This window comes from Tenacibaculum larymnensis (assembly GCF_028829235.1).
GTDB lineage: Bacteria > Bacteroidota > Bacteroidia > Flavobacteriales > Flavobacteriaceae > Polaribacter > Polaribacter larymnensis.
In genome coordinates this window covers 165,993-184,150 of record NZ_JAIWJY010000003.1, presented here as the reverse complement: position 1 = coordinate 184,150, position 18,158 = coordinate 165,993, and the positions used below count along the sequence as shown (strand labels likewise).

Genomic DNA, 18,158 nt, shown 5'->3' with positions numbered 1-18,158 from the left:
CTCAAACTTAACTCGCGCAGCAACTTAATTTGGAAACATCTTTCCCAAAGGTAATCGCTGCCAGTTTAACAGATTCTCCTAAAGTTAAATATGGATAAAAGCTTTCTGCTAAATCTTTTACAGTGATTCCAAATTTAATAGCCATACTCAATTGTTGTATCAGTTCACCACCTTCAGGTGCAACTACTCTTGCGCCTATTAATTTATCGGTTTCAGTGTTGCGTATCAGTTTTATGAACCCTCTGGTATCTTGAGCTGCCAAGGCTCTTGGAACGTGAATTAAATCAAGTTTACTGACTTCAAAAGGAATTTCCTTTTTTTCTGCTTCAATTTCATCTATACCTGCTCCTGCGATTTGAGGATCTGTAAATACTACCCAAGGTAATGATGAATAATCAATACTTGTTTTTGTTGATGAAAACGCATTGTGCACTGCTGTACTACCTTCGGTTGCTGCTGTATAAACAAATGCCGGTGTAATGGTGACATCTCCTGCTGCATAAATATTGGAAATATTGGTTTCCATTTTTTCATTTACAATAATATGGCCGCTTACTGTTAACTTTAGGCCGATATTCTCAAGCCCTAATTTAGAGGTGTTAGGCTTCGTCCCTGTAGCCACCACAATATGTCCTTTTTCAACAATTTGAGTTGTGGAACCATCAGGACAATTACAATGAATAATTGTATCGTTACCTTTCTTTTCAAATTTAAACGCTCTAAAGTTTGGAAGGATTTCAATCCCTTCACTTTTCATTTGTTCTACCAAAACATCTGTAATATCTTTTGTTTGACTGCGTAATGGCCTGTCGGTAAATTCAATGATACGTACTTTTACACCCAATCTGTTGTAAGCCATCGCAATTTCCAAACCAATATAACCAGCTCCCATAATGGTCAAACTTTCAGGTTTTTCCTCTAAATCGAACAAGGTCACATTGGTTAAATAACCAACCTCATTCAGTCCTTCAATATTTGGAATATTGGTAGTTGCTCCTGTTGCCATTAGAATGTTGGTTGCTGTGTAGGTGTCTTTTCCATCCACAAGGATTGTTTTATTATCAACAAGTTCAGCCCAACCTGTACGCATTATCAGGTTTTCAAAATCACTTACCACATCCATATATTTTTGTTGCTGAAGTGAAGCAACCAATGCTTTTTTATCTTTTATGGTTTGTGTAAAATCAATGTCTGCTCCTTTAGGTTTTATACCCTTAAAATTGGAATGCGTAGCGAGACGTACCGTTTCGGCAGCCCGAATAAGGTTTTTAGACGGTACACAACCCACATTTACGCAAGTGCCACCAAAATCTAATCCTGCATTTACCATAAGTGTTGTGAGCCCTAAACCTTCAGCTTTAATGGCTGCTGAAAATGCAGCTGAACCACCACCAATAATTATTAAATCGAATTGATTTTGGCCTTTGGAATTTACAGCGGAAACCTCTTCCTCGTCGACATTATTTACAACCGAATAATCACCAACGCTGTTTATAGCATCTATTACATTTGCCTTACTCATCTTATCAGCATCAAAATTAAATTCGCCTTTTCCGGTTTCGTGGTTAACTGTGGAACTTAAAACTCCTTCAGTTGCGTTCATATCCTTTTCGATATGTGTTGCACAACCTTCACAGGTCATACCCTCAATTTCCAATGTAATGGTTTCTCTATTTTGAGGCATTTTGATTTTCATTTTAGCTGTATTTTTCATTGAAATCGGTACTGTTTACTTATTAAAAATTAGACCTTCCCTTTAATTACTTCGGCCTTAAACCCTTTCTTTTCTATGATAAGTTTTAGGGCTTTGATACTTGTTTTTGAACCATCAAACTCAATAACAGCAATATCTCCAGGGTATTCAACCGAATGTTCCAAAACACCATCTACTTCCTTTAATGCATTATAAATAGCATTGGAACAACCAGCACAAGTAATGCCTGTAATTTTAAATTTCACCGTGGTTGCATTGTGTTTCTTTGAAGCTACTTCCACAACTTGATTTGTAACCTCCTTGCTTTGTGATTTGGCCTGAAAAGAAAACAGCATTAAAGCCAAAATAGGCACTATTGATAGTTTTTTCATAATGGGTAATTTTGCGTTTATTTATCTTTTATAACTTTGTATCCTGTTGAATTAATTGCCTTTTCAATAGCTACTTTAGAGGTTTTAGACTTATCAAACTCTACGATGGCATTTCCCTTTTCATACGAAGGGGTTACATTTATAATACCGTCCAATTCATTTACAGCGTGTTTTATGCTTTCTTCACAGCCAGCACAAGTCATTCCTTGAACATTAAAGTTTACAGTTTGAATATTTGATTGGTTTACAATGACCACTTCTTTTTTATTATCCGGATAAAAAATGGATGAATAATATGGAAATGCCAGCATTATAATTGCAAATGCTGTTACTATTCCCAAAAAGGTTTTTGACTGTATAAATTTTGATTTTCCTTCCTTACCGGCAGGCAGGTCGTCCGTATCGCATTCACAATCGATTTCTTTTTGAGGTTTTAGTTTTTGATACCAAGCAAAGCCGAGCACTAAAATTGTTAGCCCGATTAGATAAGGTCTAAAAGGCTCAAGCCAAGAAAATGTTGAGGCAATTCCACTTGTTCCCGCGATTAAAGCCAAAACGGGTGTAATACAACATAAAGAGGCTGTAATTGCAGTTAACAAACCTGCACCAATTAATTTGTTTTCACTTTTCATATCGTTTCTAAAACTTTGTTTTTATCGAGTATTTCAAAAAACGGATTTAATAATGTTGAATATTCAGGGGTTAGTGAGTAAAAAATCGTTTGAGCATCTCTTTCGGTTTCCAATAAATTTCTGTCCTTCATTTTTCTCAAATGTTGAGAGATAGCAGAAATATTCATTTCGAGAATATCACTTAAGTCGCAAACGCAAAGTCGTTTCTCCTCAAAGAGTAGGTAAAGAATTTTTAGTCGAACACTATTTCCAACCAATGATAGACCGTTCGCCAAATAGTCGAATGATTCGTTTAATTCCGAAACTGTTTCTTTACAACGGTTTATTTGTTCTAAATCGGCTTGTTGCCTTATACACGAATTATTTTCCATAACACAAAGGTAAATTTATTTCTTATTTAAGCAAATACTAAAATAATAAACTTTAAATTGTTAGGAAGATTTTAGCTCTTTATCGTTTTTAAAGGGAATTACTATTGACGAAAACTAAATATGTTGCTGGCTTATATCGTTACAATTGTTTTTTAAAACTACAGAACAAGAAATTTTGTGTGGTGTTGAATGGTGTCAAGTGGTCTTCCGTTACACACTGTATTTTATCAAATCCATTTTTCAATTCCATAGTTAATTCATCTTCGTCGTATTGCTTTATGTCAAGTCCACTACACTTTCTTGGTCCATTTGACGAAAAGGTTCCTATTATTAAATAACCGCTTACACATTTTGTCGCTATTTTAATATATTTTTTTATCTGTTGGTCCGTAGTAAGAAAATGAAAAGTTGCCCTGTCGTGCCAAACATCAAAAGACGAATGAGGCTCAAATTCGGTAATGTCGCTTACAATCCAATTAACTTTGTTTGCTTTCTTTCCAAGCCTGTTTTTTGCTTTAGCAATTGCTCTTTCTGAAATGTCTAGTACAGTAATGTTATTAAATCCTTCTTCAAGTAAATGGTCAACAAGTTTACTGTCGCCACCTCCAACATCGATGATTTTTGCATTTTTATTTAGTCCAAATGAATGAATAAACTCCAGCGAAGTTTTTGGTGTTTCTTGTGTCCAACTTACTTGGTCTGGATTTTTAGTTTCGTAAACTGATTCCCAATGTTTCTTTCTGTCTAATTTCATTTTAATGCCTTTATTCGGCTTTTAAATATATTGATATATAATTTTGATTTTAAATTATCCCAATTAATAGCAGAGAAAACACTTTAAATCTCATCCAAAAATTTACGGTTTTTGTCAATTGCTTTTTTAAACTGTGAAGGTGTCATTCCTGTAACTTTTTTAAATTGGTTACTCAAATAGGCCACACTACTGTAATTCATTTTAAAGGCTATTTCACTCAAAGTTAATTCGTCGTAAACTAAAAGTTCTTTTATATGTTCAATTTTTTGGTTGATAATGTATTGCTCAAAGGTGATACTTTCAACCGATGAAAACAGTGAGCTTAAATATTTATAATCAAGATGAATATTTTCCCCTATATAATCTGCCCATTTAACGTCCAAATCTTCGGAAGAATGATGGATTTTATCCACCACTAAATTTTTCATTTGTTCAATAAGTTGACTTTTACGGTCGTCAATCAAACTAAAACCTGCATTTTGTAGCTTATGTGACAAAGATTCTTTTTTGGATTCATTGAGTATTGAAACCAACTCCACTTCGCCTAACTTAATGGTTTTGTACGTAATGTTCAACTCTACCAAAATTTGGGAAACTGCCAATATACATCTTGGACAGACCATATTTTTTATGTGGATGGTATTATTCATAAATAAAACAGATACTTGATAAATTCAAGATTTAAATAAATAATCAAAATTACAGCAGCAATAAAAAGTCCTATCATCGCTGAAATTCCGATTACCCTATCCTTTTTTGTTATTGGATTTTTCTGCTGATGCGTATTTTTCTTGTTTTTTCTCCTATTTCTTCTACTTTCACTCATCATCTTTCTTCTCCTTAAAATATTAGAGTCTGAAGAATCCGTCATTTACCAATCAATGCTAAACCTGATTATTCTAATGTGTCTCTAACTTCTCCACAGGTTAACATTGCCTCACCATAATATGGATTTCGGATTTCTTCTTCTAAACTTATCCAATAAGCTCCCTTGTTGTTGTCTGCCATTGGACAAAACTGGATATATACGTTTGTATTAACCCCAAAGAGCTGTACACTACTAATCATATGCGCAGACAAATGCTTAAAATGTCCTCTTTGCTTTGAAATATCTGTACTACCAGAAATAGCATTCGCTGAAGCATTTAATTCCTTCTGAATGGTCATCCAATGGTTGTGTGCTTTTTCATCGGACAGCAACTTCATATCAACATTTTTTAAGGATTGGATTATTTGCTTTCCTGCTTGTTGTGCACTTTTAGCATCGTCATTAACCAAAGCATCTTTTACAAGGATATAATCATCAAAAACCTGCTTCAATTGATTTTGAAATTTCTTTGAAACAGCTATCCTTTCTTTCATTTCAGAATGGTCTGTATTCACCACATTATCCCCAGTATTGTTTCCTTGCATACCCAAATGCCCTTCGTGGCCAGTCATTGTCTTACCTCCTGCCGTGTTCATCATACTTTTCTTGCCCTGTAACTGTGCAGCAGCATCTACGGTAAATGTGCCATTGGTAACCACTTCATCTCCATTTTCAAGGCCTTCAAGTATGGTATAGGTGTCTCCATTGGCATTACCAAGTAAGACTTCTCTCATTTCAAAAACAGCCTCGTTAGGATTTGTTTTGACATAAACCACAGAACGTTCACCAGTCCACATCACAGCTGTAGCAGGAACTGTTATTTTATTTGTGGTGTTTTCTTGAGTACCTTCAATTTTACCTTCAACAAACATTCCTGGTTTAAATAGGTCGTTTTTATTATTTAGTACCGCTCGTACCACGATAGTTCGCGTTGCTGAATTTAATAGTGGGTCTATAAAAGAGACTTTTGCATCAAATACTTCGTTACGATATGCGTTGGTAGTTACTTTAATGGTCTGTCCTACTTTCAAGGAAGCAATTTGGTTTTCATAGGCATCAAACTCTGCCCATACCGTATTGAGGTTGGCTATTTTATATAAGGGTTGCCCTTGTTTTACATAGTCCCCTTCTTCAACCATTTTCATTGTTACCGTTCCTGATACAGTTGCAAAAACTGGAAAGTATTCTTGCACTTTTCCAGCTGACTCAATAGCGTTAATTTGCTTTTCGGAAAGCTTCCATAATTTCAGTTTATTCCTTACAGCCTTGTACAATTCGGGTTGCGACTCTTTTAAGGATGATGCGGTAAGCAATTCTTGCTGTGCTGCAACCAAGTCTGGCGAATATATCGTAGCCAAGCGCTGGCCTGCGCCTACACGTTCTCCAGTAGAATTAACATATAATTGTTCTATTCTACCTCCAAAATAGGTTACCTGTACAGCATTAGATTCTTCATTGGCTTTTATCTTTCCAGATAATTTTAGGATATTATTTCCAATCTCTCCCTGACCAACAATGGATGTTTGAATATTGGCCAATGCCATTGCATTATCTGTCATTTTAAACTGGTCTGCCATAAGACCATCTGCTCCTGCTTCAGCAGGTATTAAATCCATTCCGCAAATAGGGCAATCTCCTGGTTCCGGTTGCATAATCTGTGGGTGCATCGAACAAGTCCACATTTGGTTAGTAGCGATTTCCTCTGAGTGGTTGTGACCATCCATAACTGTGTTTGTTGCTGTATCAGCAGAACCTCTACCGAAAATTAGATAGCCACCAAACAGGCCAACAATTACCGCAACACTTATGTAAATAATGTTTTTATTCATAATATTACTTTTTTGTTCTCTTATTTATTTTTCTAATTGTAGGTGATGATGTATACCAAAGTAAAAAACCACTCAATACGGTTATTAATCCCAACAATGAGAATACTCTTAAAACAATGGTATTAAAATTATCTCGCCCTTCATAGTCCATAGTGTGTGTCATCCACAAAAAATCGAACCAACGCCACGCCCTGTGCCTTACAGTTTGGAATTTTGCATCGGTTACTGAAACGTAGGCCTTTAGAGCCTCATCGGTATCATACGATATCACATAGGCAGGCAATAATTTTTCACGATATTCGTGATGGTCGCCCACTTCGTTTATCTTTTGGATATTGGAAACTTTTAAATTCTCCTTCATCTGGTTTTTGGCTATGTACAAGGCTTCTTCTTCAGAAATCGTCTTTTTTGCTTCGCCAGTTCTCGCATTATATAATTGTTCATTGTTTATCCAATAATACGGCTCGTTATTGATATCCCTTATTTCGATTTCACGAATGTCTTCATTACTTTTAATAAGTGAAGGGCTAATAAGGTTGTCAAATGCTTTTGGCACATAGTCCATATTACGGAATTGGTCGCCGTGAATGTCATCAATGTTTGTCCAACTAAAGTACATTCCGCTGATAGTCCACATTAGGAATTGGATTCCCAGAAACAGACCCAAATAGCGATGAACCTTTCTTATTTTTAATGCTGTATGCCTATTTACCATTATTGCTTCACTTTAAAATTGAAACTAATTGACACTTTTTCCCAAGCCAATGCTATAGTGCCTTCGTTTTTACTAACTTGGCTAACTTTATATTCTAAATGCTCCGTAATTTCATCTGAAATAATTGGTGTCACCTCAAATCGTATTACATCATCTTTTTCGTCATACTCATCTTTTCCGTGTTGGTCCCAATTGGAATTGAAAATTATTGTCCATTCATTTTTTGATGGGATAGTAAAGAACCCATATTTCCCAGCGGGAAGTTCTTGACCATCAATTATTAAATCCTTGTCTGTCTCTAGCCACGTTGCCATATGCGCACCTGCTTGCCAGACTTGGTCATATGCCAATAAACCACCAAAAATCATCCTGTCTCTTACTCCAGGTGATGAATAGTCAATATGGATGTGGGCTCCCCCTATCATTGCCATCGTTGAAGTATGTGGACTCAACGGTTTTTTTGGCGACTCCGTTGTGGTGTCAGTTTTTGGGCTTTCAGGAATTGTTTTGGTTTCTTTTATTTCTTGCTTGCAGCTTGTAAAAAGAAGTGCACACAATAAAAGGCCAAAGGAAAAATATTGTCTCATTATGTATTATTTTATATTTCTAGAAGATGAATGCATTTTGATAATTTTCCAATCACCATCCACTTTCTTTAAGATAGATGTTGCCACTCCTTTTTTCTTAATTGTTCTTGCATCGCCTTTTTCATCTGCTTTAAGAACAATAGTATAAATATAGGTCTCGGTGGTAAATGCATAAGGTGTATCTACCTTTACATCAATCTCATAATCTGAAAATTCAAATTTTTCAAAATGCCCCAATTCAGGCCCTAAATGATGTTCTATGTAATTCGCATAGGACCCCTCGACTCCTCCAGATTCAAAGACTTCGGAATCTTTGGTAAACAATTTGAACGTACCTTCCGTGGTTAGGCTTTGTAGGGCATCCTTATAAGTTTTCATTACTTTAAGAACAGCCTCCTTTTCTATCTCTCCATTTACATTTTGGCCGAACATTTGGCTAGTCGTAATTAACAATAGCATTAACATTGTTGTTAGTTTTAGTGTTTTCATAATTTTGGTATTAAAAGGTTTGTTATTAGATTTTTATTTTAGATATCTTTATTCTATTCCCTATCACCATTTTAACTTGTTGTTTTAACTAAATAATTGAAGTATCAATGCACCACCAACTATTAGGATAAGTATTGCATAGACTATATAATTAATCCATTTTTTGACAACTGATTTTTCAGTATTCTGTTTACAGCTGTCTTTGCAACAATCTTTCATTACTTTAGCTAAATTAAATTTCTATTTCATATTTAAATAGTACTTGAAAATGAGAGTCAGCCTCTATCCATCAATCAAAAAATAGGTTCTCCTCTCATAGTCAAGTACCTTTTACTAAACTTTTCTTTTTCAATTTTTAATACCTTTAAGGAAAGAGGTTCTTTTTACCAATCTTTCAAATCTTCTACCTCTTTCCCTATCGGCTGCCATTAATTAGGGGAAAAATTAATTTTGTGCCTGACAAGGGAAGGAATTAACCACTAACCATCAATATTTTTTCCTTCCCGTGACAGGACTTAATGACTATTAATATTTCCTTAAGACAGGAACCATTCTGTTAACTAATAAACCAGAACGATTCCTAATCTTAAAGAAGGGATTATCTAATTAATAGTCTTTTTTACTTTTCCACACTTGAGCATCTTACTGCCATAATATGGGTTTCTCACTTGATCACTTGTACTCAACCAAGAGCTACCACCATCATACATTGGGCAAAACTGCTCGTACAGAGTGCTTTTTGTACCTGTAATTGCTATCAAATCTGAAATATCCTTACTCAAGGTTTTAAAATGCTCTCTTTGATGACTCATTTCACTTTTTGCAATATGTTCGGCGTGCTCAGTGGCATCTTCAATAATATCAGCTAATTCTTTTTGTTCTTCTGCTGTATATTTTGAAGCATCAAATGCTTTTAGTGAGGCAGCCAATTTAGAGCCTTCCTGGGCTGCCTTTTTGGTGTCATCTGCTACTAAGGCATCTTTTAAGTTGAAGTAATCGTTTAATATTGCTTCTACTTTTGCATCATTGTTCATATTCATCATTTTACTATGGTCCATTTTCATAGTTGCGTGATCGTGGTTCATTTTTTCTTTTTCTTGTCCATTGGCAAAAGAAAGGGTTAACAATAGCATTGCTGCTATACTCATTTTTAAATTTTTCATTTTCTTATTTTTAATTATTATTGTTTATATACTATCTTTTAATCGTCCTACCCATTGGATTAGTTCCTGTTTTTCGGCTTCTGAAAAGCTTGCATCTTTGTGAATCAAAGTATAAGAATCCAAAGGCATTTCGTCATTTTCAATCTGTTTGATGATGGATCTTAACTTGCTCTTTTTTCTTCTGTTTGATAACGAATCCCACTCATTGAAATTCAATTCTGCTTTTCCTTCTTTGATATGGTCTTCCAAAAACCAAGCAATGGGTTGTACTTTATTGTACCAAGGATATTGAGTATTGTTACTGTGGCAATCATAGCAGGAAGTTTGCAACTTGCTCTTGATGTGGTCTGGCACAGAGTTGACCAACATAAAATCAGTTTTTGGAACGACATCGCTTTGGTTACGCTCGGTGGGCACAAACTGTATGCCCACAAACGCCACCAATAAAACCACTGCTATGATTTTTACAATTTTCATCTAATTGATTTCTTTTTGTACCTTACCACAGGTCAACATCTTACTTCCGTAGTACGGGTTTTTGATATCTTCACTCATACTCAACCACGCACTTCCACCATCATACATTGGGCAAAACTGTTGGTATAAAGTATTTTCTGTTCCAGTTATGGCAATCATATCGGCAATATCCTTGCTCAATATTTTGAAATGTTCCCGTTGATGGTTCATAGCACTTTCGGCAATGTGTTCGGCGTGCTCAATGGCGTCTTCAATTATATCATTCAGTTCACTTTGCTCATTACCTGAATATTTAGAAGTGTCAAAAGCTTTAAGTGATTTAGCCAATACACCTCCTAAATTTTTCGCTTTTGCGTTGTCATCGGCTACCAAAGCGTCTTTAAGACTGAAATAATCATTTAATACGGCCTGTGAGGTACCGTTGCCATTCATCGTCATTTCCTTTTTATCACCATCGTGATGACCATCGCTATTATCGTGATTCATTTTTGAATGGTCTCCATCTGCATTCATCTCTGAATGATGCTCTGTTGAATTATTCTTGTCTGTTTTAGCGTCTTTACAAGACACTGCTGTTAAGGTTACAAATGCTATTGCAACTATCCCTAATACTAATTTTAATTTGCTCATTTTGTTTTTGATTTAATTATTATTGATATATGTTAATCTTTATTTAAAATCTTGCTAAAAGACCGCCACCCCAACCATATCGGTTGTTATAGTTTCCTTGAATTGAAAAGTTTCTTGACAGGATGTAAGAAAGGCCAACCAACCATTGTGTTTCACTCTCATAAGAGCTATTCCCTATATCATTTACCCATCCAAAGTCTGCTCTATATTCATACTCACCTTCCAGAAAAATTCTTGGGAAAAGCAATAGCTCTCTATCCAAACGTACTCTTGGGCGTAGCTGATTATCCATACTCACATCTACATTAAACCTATAAGGTGTAAAGTATTTTACACCAATAAGACCAACTGTATTGAACTCATCGAAGGAATTTGGTATTTCTGTTTCTGTATTAACACCTACGTAGAGACGTACCCAATCATTTAGGTATCTATCATAGTTTACTTCGGCTTCAAGATTTCTGTCATAATCGAACTCTGCTCGTAAACCAAATCCATTTCGGATATTAGTTGACATCAAAAAGAGTTCGTTAAAGTTTGAGCCTGCACGCAACAATCCCCAGGAATAGTAATGGTCTGTTTCATCAACGAGTTTTTGAGCGGGAAAATCCTTCATCCTTACATCCCTTGGGGTATCATAACTAAATACTCTTGCCATACCACCCATCATATGATATAGGACGTGACAATGAAAAATCCAATCACCATATTCTTCGTTGTAGAACTCTATAACCACTTTTTGCATTGGCGGCACATTAACGGTATGCTTTAATGGTGAACGTTCACCATTTTCGTTAATGACCCTGAAAAAATGTCCGTGAAGGTGCATCGGGTGATGCATCATTGTTAGGTTGTTAAGCGTAATACGGGTTACCTGGCCACCCTTGATTTTAATGTTATCGGTCTCTGAAAGTGGTACGCCATTCATACTCCAAACATAGCGTTGCATATTTCCGGTAAGGTTTAATAGAATATCGTTTACGGGTAAATCAGCCTTGTAGGTGGTATTTTCCTTCGCTTTTAAGAAATCATAGTTAAAATAGGTGTTACGTGTGCTGTAATCAAAGGATGCGGTATCCTTCTGCATCATAGACATATCGTGACCAATATGGCCATCCACCTTATGCGACGGTTGGGTGGATTTCATTGACATTGTATCTTTTTTCATTCCTGCCATAGCGTCCATCTTTTTATCTGTCTCCATATGCATATGATTTTTATTCATATCCATAGGTTTTTGGTCTTCCATTTTCATTTTATCATCCATTTGACCATTATTCATTGACATCTTATCGTGCATTCCCATTTGCATCTGCCCATCCTTCATATTCATCTTCATTCCGTACTTCTGCATCAAATATTCGGGTGTGTTCTTCTTTTTGTTGCCAGTCATTGCAGGTGCCCCCATTTTCATATCCATTTTGGCCATTTGCTTCATCATTGCGACCTTGTCTGGTCTCTCTATTCTTTTTGCAGGATATAGCGTTCCTTGACCCAATCGTAAGGAAGTGCTTCCAGAGCCATCCTGTGTTGTGGCGGTAACTTCTAAAGTACCATCGGGAATGGTTACGATAACATCGTAGGTTTCGGCAATGCCAAAAAGAAATCGGCTTTTGGATACAGGTTCCACATCGATACCATCTCCTGCAACAATCATAGGGTTGCCACCACCAAAGTCCATCCAATAATAGGTAGAGGCAGATGCATTGATAAAGCGAAGTCGTACTTTTTCGCCTGGTTTGAATTCTGGATATTCTGCCAATGATTTTCCATTGGTTAGAAAGGCGGGATAGTAGATATCGCTAATATCAGCCCCTTCCATACGGTCTCTCCAAAATTTCAGTTGAGCACCAAAAGCACCTTCTGAAATGACTCTACTCAATGGTACTGCTGTACCTTTTTTAACTTGATACCACTCGTTACCTCTTTTAAGGTTTCGTAGCACGTTCAATGGTTTCTCGTTTGTCCAATCAGAGAGTAGCACCACCAAATCTTTATCATATTCCAAAGTTTTTTCTTTTGGATGAATGATAATAGACCCATAAACACCTTTCTGTTCTTGTAACATTGTATGGGAATGGTACCAATAGGTACCTGATTGGTTTATAGGGATTCTGTATTGAAAAGTCTCTCCTGGTTCGATTGGGGGTGTATTCAAATAAGGGACACCATCATAGAAATTTGGAAGTATCAACCCGTGCCAATGCACTGAGGTTTCTTCATCCATTTTATTGGTGACGTTGATGATTGCAAGGTCTCCCTCGTTAAACTCTAAAACTGGCCCAGGAATACTGCCATTGATGGTCATCGCTTTTGCGGTTACACCAGCAAGTGTCATTTCATTTTCCTCTATAGTGAGATTATATTCTTTTATTTTCCTTCCTTCTTCATTTCTATCATCTCCATTTGTCCCTACTTGGGCAAAAGTGAATGAGGTAAATAGTAATAATGTGATTATGTTTATTGTTCTCATTTTTTATTGTGTTAAATAATTAATCAAAGCATATTGTATATAATAGCCTTTAATAGATTCTATAAGGTTTATTTGAAATTTTAATTGCAACTCTTGAACATCCAGTACATCGTTAAAATCAATAGTGCCTGTTTCATAATTCTTTATCAAGATTTCTTCAGCATCATTTGCTTGTTTTAGATTGTCCGATTGAATATTGAATTTTATTCTCGCATTTTCTCGGTTGTACTTTGCATCTGCTAATAGGGTTTCCAGTTTATTTAATCTATCTTCTTTTTGGGACTGTATCTGTAACTGCTTTAACTGATTCTGTTTTGTTACTGATTTGTATTTGTTGTTAAAAATTGGAATTGAGATAGACACCATTGGCATTATGATGTCCTTTCCGTTGTCGGTAAAATTCATATCAGGACGCTCAGAAACTGGTACATAATCTAGCCCAAAACCTATATTGGGCGAGCTCTGTTTTTGATTCAACAACTCTGATTGCTCAACGGACTCATAAAGCTTATCATATTTAATGAGTTCAGGATTTAACTGAAGATTTTCCGTCAAGATTAATGCGTCCTCATCTGGAATAAACATATCCTCAACCACGGTTACGGCAATAGTCCCATCACGATTTAATAGATTATTGAAGGTGGCTTGTTCAGCAAGGTAATCCTGCTCTAAAACTTCTTTTTGTTGTACAAGTTCATTTTGCCTAATTTGAAGACGAAGTACATCAACAGCTGATGCCTTATCAACTTCTACCGATGTTAATGCTAAACGTTCATAGGTTTCTAAAAGGTCGATATTTTTCTCAAGAACCAATTGTTTTGCTCTAATAGCATATAGTTTATAATAGGATTGAGAAACTGAAAGTGCCAATTTGCGCTTCATAATGACAATATCTACATATTGAGTTTCCGCTATTGAGCTTGCGTAATTTTCCCTTGCCGAAATAGTTCCAAACCAAGGTAACATTTGCTTGACAGAGAAACGTGCGCGTTGCGCTCCTGTACGGGTTTCGGGTTCACTTATAAAATAGCCAGCACTAATTTGTGTATCTGGCAAGGTATTAGCTTCATTAACTTTTTCTTCTGCTATGTTGTAGCGTAATTCAAAAGCTTGAATCTCGGGATTGTTATCTTGAGCTTCCTGAATGTAAGAGGCTAATTGTTGTGCATTAATCTTCGCGAAAGCGAAAAAGACAATTCCCAATAGAATTATATTTCTCATTTTGTAGCTTTTTTTAATTGAAGTTCGTGTTTCAAACTAAATAATACCGGTACAACAAATAAGGTTATTAGTGCAATTAACATACCTCCGAAACTTGGAATAGCCATTGGTATCATTATATCACTCCCTCGACCTGTTGAAGTGAGTACTGGTAACAAGGCAAGAATGGTTGTTGCCGTCGTCATCAAACAAGGACGGATACGTTTTTCTCCTGCCTCAACTACGGATGCCCTAATGCTTTTTCTATCTTTAGGTTTGTTTTTGTCAAAGGTTTGCGTAAGGTAGGTAGCCATTACCACTCCGTCGTCTGTAGCAATACCAAACAATGCAATAAACCCAACCCAAACGGCAACACTCAAGTTTATAGTGTGCATTTGGAACAGGTCTCGTAGGTTTTCACCAAAGAAGCTAAAGTTCAAAAACCAATCCTGTCCATAAAACCAAATCATTAGAAAGCCTCCTGCAAAAGCCACGGCAATACCTGTAAAAACCATAAGGGATGTTGCAACAGAACGGAACTGGAAATAAAGAATGAGAAATATAATTAGCAATGCGAGTGGCACAACTACACCAAGTGTTTTTTCGGCCCTTAATTGGTTCTCATAGGTTCCTGTAAATTGATAGTTAATTCCTTTTGGCACAACAAGCTGTCCATTATCAATCTTCTCTTGTATGAGTGCTTGGGCGTTTTCTACCACATCTACCTCGGCATAACCATCCAACTTATCAAAGAGCACGTAACCTACTAAAAAAGTATCTTCACTCTTTATAACCTGTGGCCCTTTCTCATATCTAATAGTGGCCAACTCACTTAACGGAACCGGACTTCCTTTTTCTACAGGCACATAAATATCTTTTAAATCGTTTGGATTTGCGCGTAATTCCCTTGGGTAGCGTACACGAATACCATAGCGCTCCCTACCTTCTACTGTTTGTGAAAGCACCATACCACCAACAGAAACCTGTATAACTTGCTGTACTTGCTCTATGGTTATGCCATAGCGCGCAAGTCGTTCTCTGTCAATATCTATAAGTAGGTATGGCTTCCCCACAATACGGTCGGCAAAAACTGCTTCATCCTTTACACCCTCTGCTTGTTTTAAGATATCTTCCAATTGTACCCCAAACGCCTCAATTTCTTTTAAATCCTGTCCTTTCACCTTAATGCCCATAGGTGCTCGCATACCAGTCTGTAGCATCACCAAGCGTGTTTCTATGGGTTGTAGCTTTGGTGCTGAAGTAACTCCGGGAAGTTTAGTTACCTTTACAATCTCTTTCCAAATATCATCGGGCGATTCAATTTCTGGTCGCCAGTTTCTATAATACTCACCATCGTCGTCTGGTATAAGTTGTCTATCAGTAATGTTAAAAGGGTCTTTTAATAAGGTGGCATCATACTTGCCTTCGTCTACTTCCAATTCAACATTTGGATTTGTAACCAAGCTACCATCCTTTAACATAAAGAGACCATCTTCATTAACTTTAAATCGTTGTCTTTCTCTTTTATCATTTAAAATGTATTCAGACTTGTACTGAATTACATTTTCATACATTGACAACGGTGCTGGGTCTAAAGCCGATTCTGTGCGTCCTGATTTACCAACCACCGTTTCAATCTCTGGGATGCTAGCAACGGCCATATCCAATTGTTGTAAAACACGCTTGTTCTCCTCAACCCCAGCGTGAGGCATAGAAGTTGGCATTAAGAGGAAAGAACCTTCATTAAGTGATGGCATAAATTCCTTACCCGTATTCCGCATTATCATAACACCGAAGATGACAATAGCAGTGGGTATGGCTAGAAACAAGAGTTTATTGCGTAACGCCCAATTTAATATGCGCACATAATAGCTCCTAAATAGCGTAAATATACCCAACAGGCCAAAGCATATCAGGCCTACAAATATTAAGTTCCAGAAAATGCTTCTATCTACACCCAATGGTCTCCAATATTCCGCCAACAAGAATACAATGGCAAAGGCTGAAATAAATATGTTGATGATATTAGCTCTATCTGCCGATATTTTTTCTTTAATAGACAGTAAACCAACGATACCATATGCAACCAGTATAAGCCCAAGGGTATGTCCAAAAATTACTGCTAACAGACCAATTATTACTAAAGCAATATTGAGAATGTATCTAAAAGAAATTTTTACATTACGCTTTCTGAAAAAATAGGCTGCAAAAGGTGGTATAAGAAATAATGCCACTATAAGAGATGCTGTGAGTGCCGCTGTTTTTGTGAAGGCCAAAGGTCTAAATAACTTACCTTCAGCTCCTATCATAGTGAATACAGGAATAAAACTTATTATTGTGGTCATAACAGCAGTTAGAATAGCGCCAGAGACCTCGGCTGTGGCATTATATACAACTGTATTCATTGGTAGGTTCTGGTCATTTTCATCTATATGACGCAGTACATTTTCAGATAGAATAACTCCCACATCTACCATTGTACCAATGGCGATGGCAATACCAGATAAGGCGACAATATTGGCATCTACATTAAACAACTTCATTGATATAAAAACCATCAATACCGCCACAGGTAATAGTCCTGAAATCAATACGGAAGCCCTTAAATTGAAGACCATTATGATAATCACAAAAATGGTAATCAATATCTCTAAAGTTAGCGCTTCATCAAGTGTGCCCAAGGTTTCTTGGATTAGTTCTGTTCTGTCATAAAAGGGTACGATGGTTAATTGCGAAGTCCTCCCATCGCTTAATGTTTTTGATGGAAGCCCAGAACTTAACTCGTTTATTTTTTCTTTAACATTGTTGATGACTTCCATAGGATTGGCCCCATAACGAGCCACTACAACACCACCAACAACCTCGGCTCCTTCCTTGTCCAATAAGCCTCTTCTTGTAGCAGGACCGTGTGTTACTTTCGCAATATCCTTTATACGGATGGATGTAAAATCTTTTGAAGTAACTACCGCGTTTTCTAAATCAGATAGTTTCTTAATATAACCCAATCCTCTTATAAGGTATTCAGCTTGGTTGATTTCAAGCGTTTGTGCACCAACATCTTTGTTGCTTTGTTTTACTGCTTTTACAACCTCACTCAAGCCTATGTTGTATTGCCGCATTAATTCGGGATTAACATCCACTTGATATTCCAAAACATATCCGCCGATGGAAGCCACTTCGGAAACACCACTCGCCGAAGACAGTGCGTATTTTACGTAGAAATCCTGAATGCTTCGTAATTCCTGTAAATCCCATCCACCTGTAACATTACCATCTTTATCACGTCCCTCAAGGGTGTACCAATATATTTGCCCTAATCCTGTGGCATCGGGACCTAGAGCTGGATTAACGCCTTCTGGTAGAAGTCCGGCTGGTAATGAGTTTAATTTTTCAAGTATTCGGCTTCTGCTCCAATAAAATTCAATATCTTCTTCGAAAATGATATAAATGCTCGAAAACCCGAACATAGATGAACTACGTATTGTTTTAACCCCTGGAATACCAAGAAGCGATGTGGTTAGAGGATAAGTAATTTGATCCTCAATATCTTGAGGGGAACGACCATCCCATTTAGTAAATACAATTTGTTGGTTTTCGCCAATATCCGGTATGGCATCTACGGCAACAGGGTCTCGAGGAAGTGAGCCTGTATTCCATTCAAACGGGGCATTTACGACTCCCCAAGCAATAAAAAGTGCAAGTAGTAGAACGGCTACTAACTTGTTCTCGATTAAAAATTTGATACTTTTATTCAGCATTACAATGATTATTAAACAGTTATACATCGAATAATATCTCAATATAATCAAAATATTAAACACAAGAAAATGAGCCCAAAATCGTATTGACCATAGGGCTAATTATTCCGATAGTTATCGGAAACTG

Annotated in this window: 16 protein-coding genes; all 16 read right to left on the bottom strand. The window is 36.6% G+C overall.

Annotation, left to right across the window (positions count from 1 at the left end; all coding sequences use genetic code 11):
* Window positions 1-7: 7 nt before the first annotated feature.
* On the bottom strand, window positions 8-1,684 hold the full coding sequence (merA, locus tag LCI24_RS05810; RefSeq protein ID WP_127137430.1) for a mercury(II) reductase: 1,677 nt from the start codon (window positions 1,682-1,684) through the stop codon (window positions 8-10).
* 59 nt (window positions 1,685-1,743) lie between these two features.
* Entirely contained in the window at window positions 1,744-2,085 is a 342-nt protein-coding gene (locus tag LCI24_RS05805; protein WP_099543538.1) for a heavy-metal-associated domain-containing protein, read from the bottom strand.
* A gap of 17 nt (window positions 2,086-2,102) precedes the next feature.
* Window positions 2,103-2,717, bottom strand: coding sequence for a mercuric transport protein MerTP (gene merTP, locus LCI24_RS05800; RefSeq protein ID WP_127137395.1), 615 nt, complete (start codon window positions 2,715-2,717; stop codon window positions 2,103-2,105).
* Window positions 2,714-3,088 (bottom strand): ArsR/SmtB family transcription factor, encoded by a 375-nt coding sequence (locus LCI24_RS05795; RefSeq protein ID WP_274639539.1) that lies wholly within the window; start codon window positions 3,086-3,088, stop codon window positions 2,714-2,716. The genes merTP and LCI24_RS05795 overlap by 4 nt, the downstream gene beginning before the upstream one ends.
* Before the next feature lie 139 nt (window positions 3,089-3,227).
* Window positions 3,228-3,842 carry a class I SAM-dependent methyltransferase gene (locus LCI24_RS05790; RefSeq protein ID WP_274639538.1) on the bottom strand — a complete coding sequence of 205 codons (615 nt, stop codon included), beginning with the start codon at window positions 3,840-3,842 and terminating at the stop codon, window positions 3,228-3,230.
* Window positions 3,843-3,925: 83 nt separating this feature from the next.
* A complete protein-coding gene (locus tag LCI24_RS05785; RefSeq protein ID WP_274639537.1) occupies window positions 3,926-4,492 on the bottom strand; it encodes a helix-turn-helix domain-containing protein in 567 nt (188 codons plus the stop codon).
* 244 nt (window positions 4,493-4,736) lie between these two features.
* Window positions 4,737-6,539, bottom strand: a complete 1,803-nt coding sequence (locus LCI24_RS05780; RefSeq protein ID WP_274639536.1) for an efflux RND transporter periplasmic adaptor subunit — start codon at window positions 6,537-6,539, stop codon at window positions 4,737-4,739.
* A gap of 4 nt (window positions 6,540-6,543) precedes the next feature.
* On the bottom strand, window positions 6,544-7,254 hold the full coding sequence (locus LCI24_RS05775; RefSeq protein ID WP_110473899.1) for a PepSY domain-containing protein: 711 nt from the start codon (window positions 7,252-7,254) through the stop codon (window positions 6,544-6,546).
* A complete protein-coding gene (locus LCI24_RS05770) occupies window positions 7,254-7,811 on the bottom strand; it encodes a DUF2911 domain-containing protein (RefSeq protein WP_274639535.1) in 558 nt (185 codons plus the stop codon). Before LCI24_RS05770 ends, LCI24_RS05775 begins: the two co-directional genes overlap by 1 nt.
* Before the next feature lie 36 nt (window positions 7,812-7,847).
* Window positions 7,848-8,273 carry a nuclear transport factor 2 family protein gene (locus LCI24_RS05765; protein WP_420802984.1) on the bottom strand — a complete coding sequence of 142 codons (426 nt, stop codon included), beginning with the start codon at window positions 8,271-8,273 and terminating at the stop codon, window positions 7,848-7,850.
* A 659-nt stretch (window positions 8,274-8,932) separates the two neighbouring features.
* A complete protein-coding gene (locus LCI24_RS05760) occupies window positions 8,933-9,493 on the bottom strand; it encodes a DUF3347 domain-containing protein (protein ID WP_110473902.1) in 561 nt (186 codons plus the stop codon).
* A gap of 24 nt (window positions 9,494-9,517) precedes the next feature.
* Window positions 9,518-9,970, bottom strand: coding sequence for a heme-binding domain-containing protein (locus tag LCI24_RS05755; protein WP_110473903.1), 453 nt, complete (start codon window positions 9,968-9,970; stop codon window positions 9,518-9,520).
* On the bottom strand, window positions 9,971-10,600 hold the full coding sequence (locus LCI24_RS05750) for a DUF3347 domain-containing protein (protein WP_274639534.1): 630 nt from the start codon (window positions 10,598-10,600) through the stop codon (window positions 9,971-9,973).
* Window positions 10,601-10,643: 43 nt separating this feature from the next.
* On the bottom strand, window positions 10,644-13,073 hold the full coding sequence (locus LCI24_RS05745) for a multicopper oxidase domain-containing protein (RefSeq protein ID WP_274639533.1): 2,430 nt from the start codon (window positions 13,071-13,073) through the stop codon (window positions 10,644-10,646).
* Window positions 13,074-13,076: 3 nt separating this feature from the next.
* A complete protein-coding gene (locus LCI24_RS05740; protein WP_013072792.1) occupies window positions 13,077-14,294 on the bottom strand; it encodes a TolC family protein in 1,218 nt (405 codons plus the stop codon).
* Window positions 14,291-18,031 (bottom strand): efflux RND transporter permease subunit, encoded by a 3,741-nt coding sequence (locus tag LCI24_RS05735; RefSeq protein WP_274639532.1) that lies wholly within the window; start codon window positions 18,029-18,031, stop codon window positions 14,291-14,293. The genes LCI24_RS05740 and LCI24_RS05735 overlap by 4 nt, the downstream gene beginning before the upstream one ends.
* Window positions 18,032-18,158: the final 127 nt, after the last annotated feature.

Bases quoted from the DNA above. Each gene is read 5' to 3' on its own strand.
- LCI24_RS05785 (WP_274639537.1), bottom strand. From the start codon at position 4,492: ATGAATAATACCATCCACATAAAAAATATGGTCTGTCCAAGATGTATA.
- LCI24_RS05790 (WP_274639538.1), bottom strand. From the start codon at position 3,842: ATGAAATTAGACAGAAAGAAACATTGGGAATCAGTTTACGAAACTAAA.
- LCI24_RS05795 (WP_274639539.1), bottom strand. From the start codon at position 3,088: ATGGAAAATAATTCGTGTATAAGGCAACAAGCCGATTTAGAACAAATA.
- merTP (WP_127137395.1), bottom strand. From the start codon at position 2,717: ATGAAAAGTGAAAACAAATTAATTGGTGCAGGTTTGTTAACTGCAATT.
- merA (WP_127137430.1), bottom strand. From the start codon at position 1,684: ATGCCTCAAAATAGAGAAACCATTACATTGGAAATTGAGGGTATGACC.
- LCI24_RS05755 (WP_110473903.1), bottom strand. From the start codon at position 9,970: ATGAAAATTGTAAAAATCATAGCAGTGGTTTTATTGGTGGCGTTTGTG.
- LCI24_RS05780 (WP_274639536.1), bottom strand. From the start codon at position 6,539: ATGAATAAAAACATTATTTACATAAGTGTTGCGGTAATTGTTGGCCTG.
- LCI24_RS05735 (WP_274639532.1), bottom strand. From the start codon at position 18,031: ATGCTGAATAAAAGTATCAAATTTTTAATCGAGAACAAGTTAGTAGCC.
- LCI24_RS05760 (WP_110473902.1), bottom strand. From the start codon at position 9,493: ATGAAAAATTTAAAAATGAGTATAGCAGCAATGCTATTGTTAACCCTT.
- LCI24_RS05745 (WP_274639533.1), bottom strand. From the start codon at position 13,073: ATGAGAACAATAAACATAATCACATTATTACTATTTACCTCATTCACT.
- LCI24_RS05765 (WP_420802984.1), bottom strand. From the start codon at position 8,273: ATGTTCGGCCAAAATGTAAATGGAGAGATAGAAAAGGAGGCTGTTCTT.
- LCI24_RS05750 (WP_274639534.1), bottom strand. From the start codon at position 10,600: ATGAGCAAATTAAAATTAGTATTAGGGATAGTTGCAATAGCATTTGTA.
- LCI24_RS05740 (WP_013072792.1), bottom strand. From the start codon at position 14,294: ATGAGAAATATAATTCTATTGGGAATTGTCTTTTTCGCTTTCGCGAAG.
- LCI24_RS05775 (WP_110473899.1), bottom strand. From the start codon at position 7,254: ATGGTAAATAGGCATACAGCATTAAAAATAAGAAAGGTTCATCGCTAT.
- LCI24_RS05805 (WP_099543538.1), bottom strand. From the start codon at position 2,085: ATGAAAAAACTATCAATAGTGCCTATTTTGGCTTTAATGCTGTTTTCT.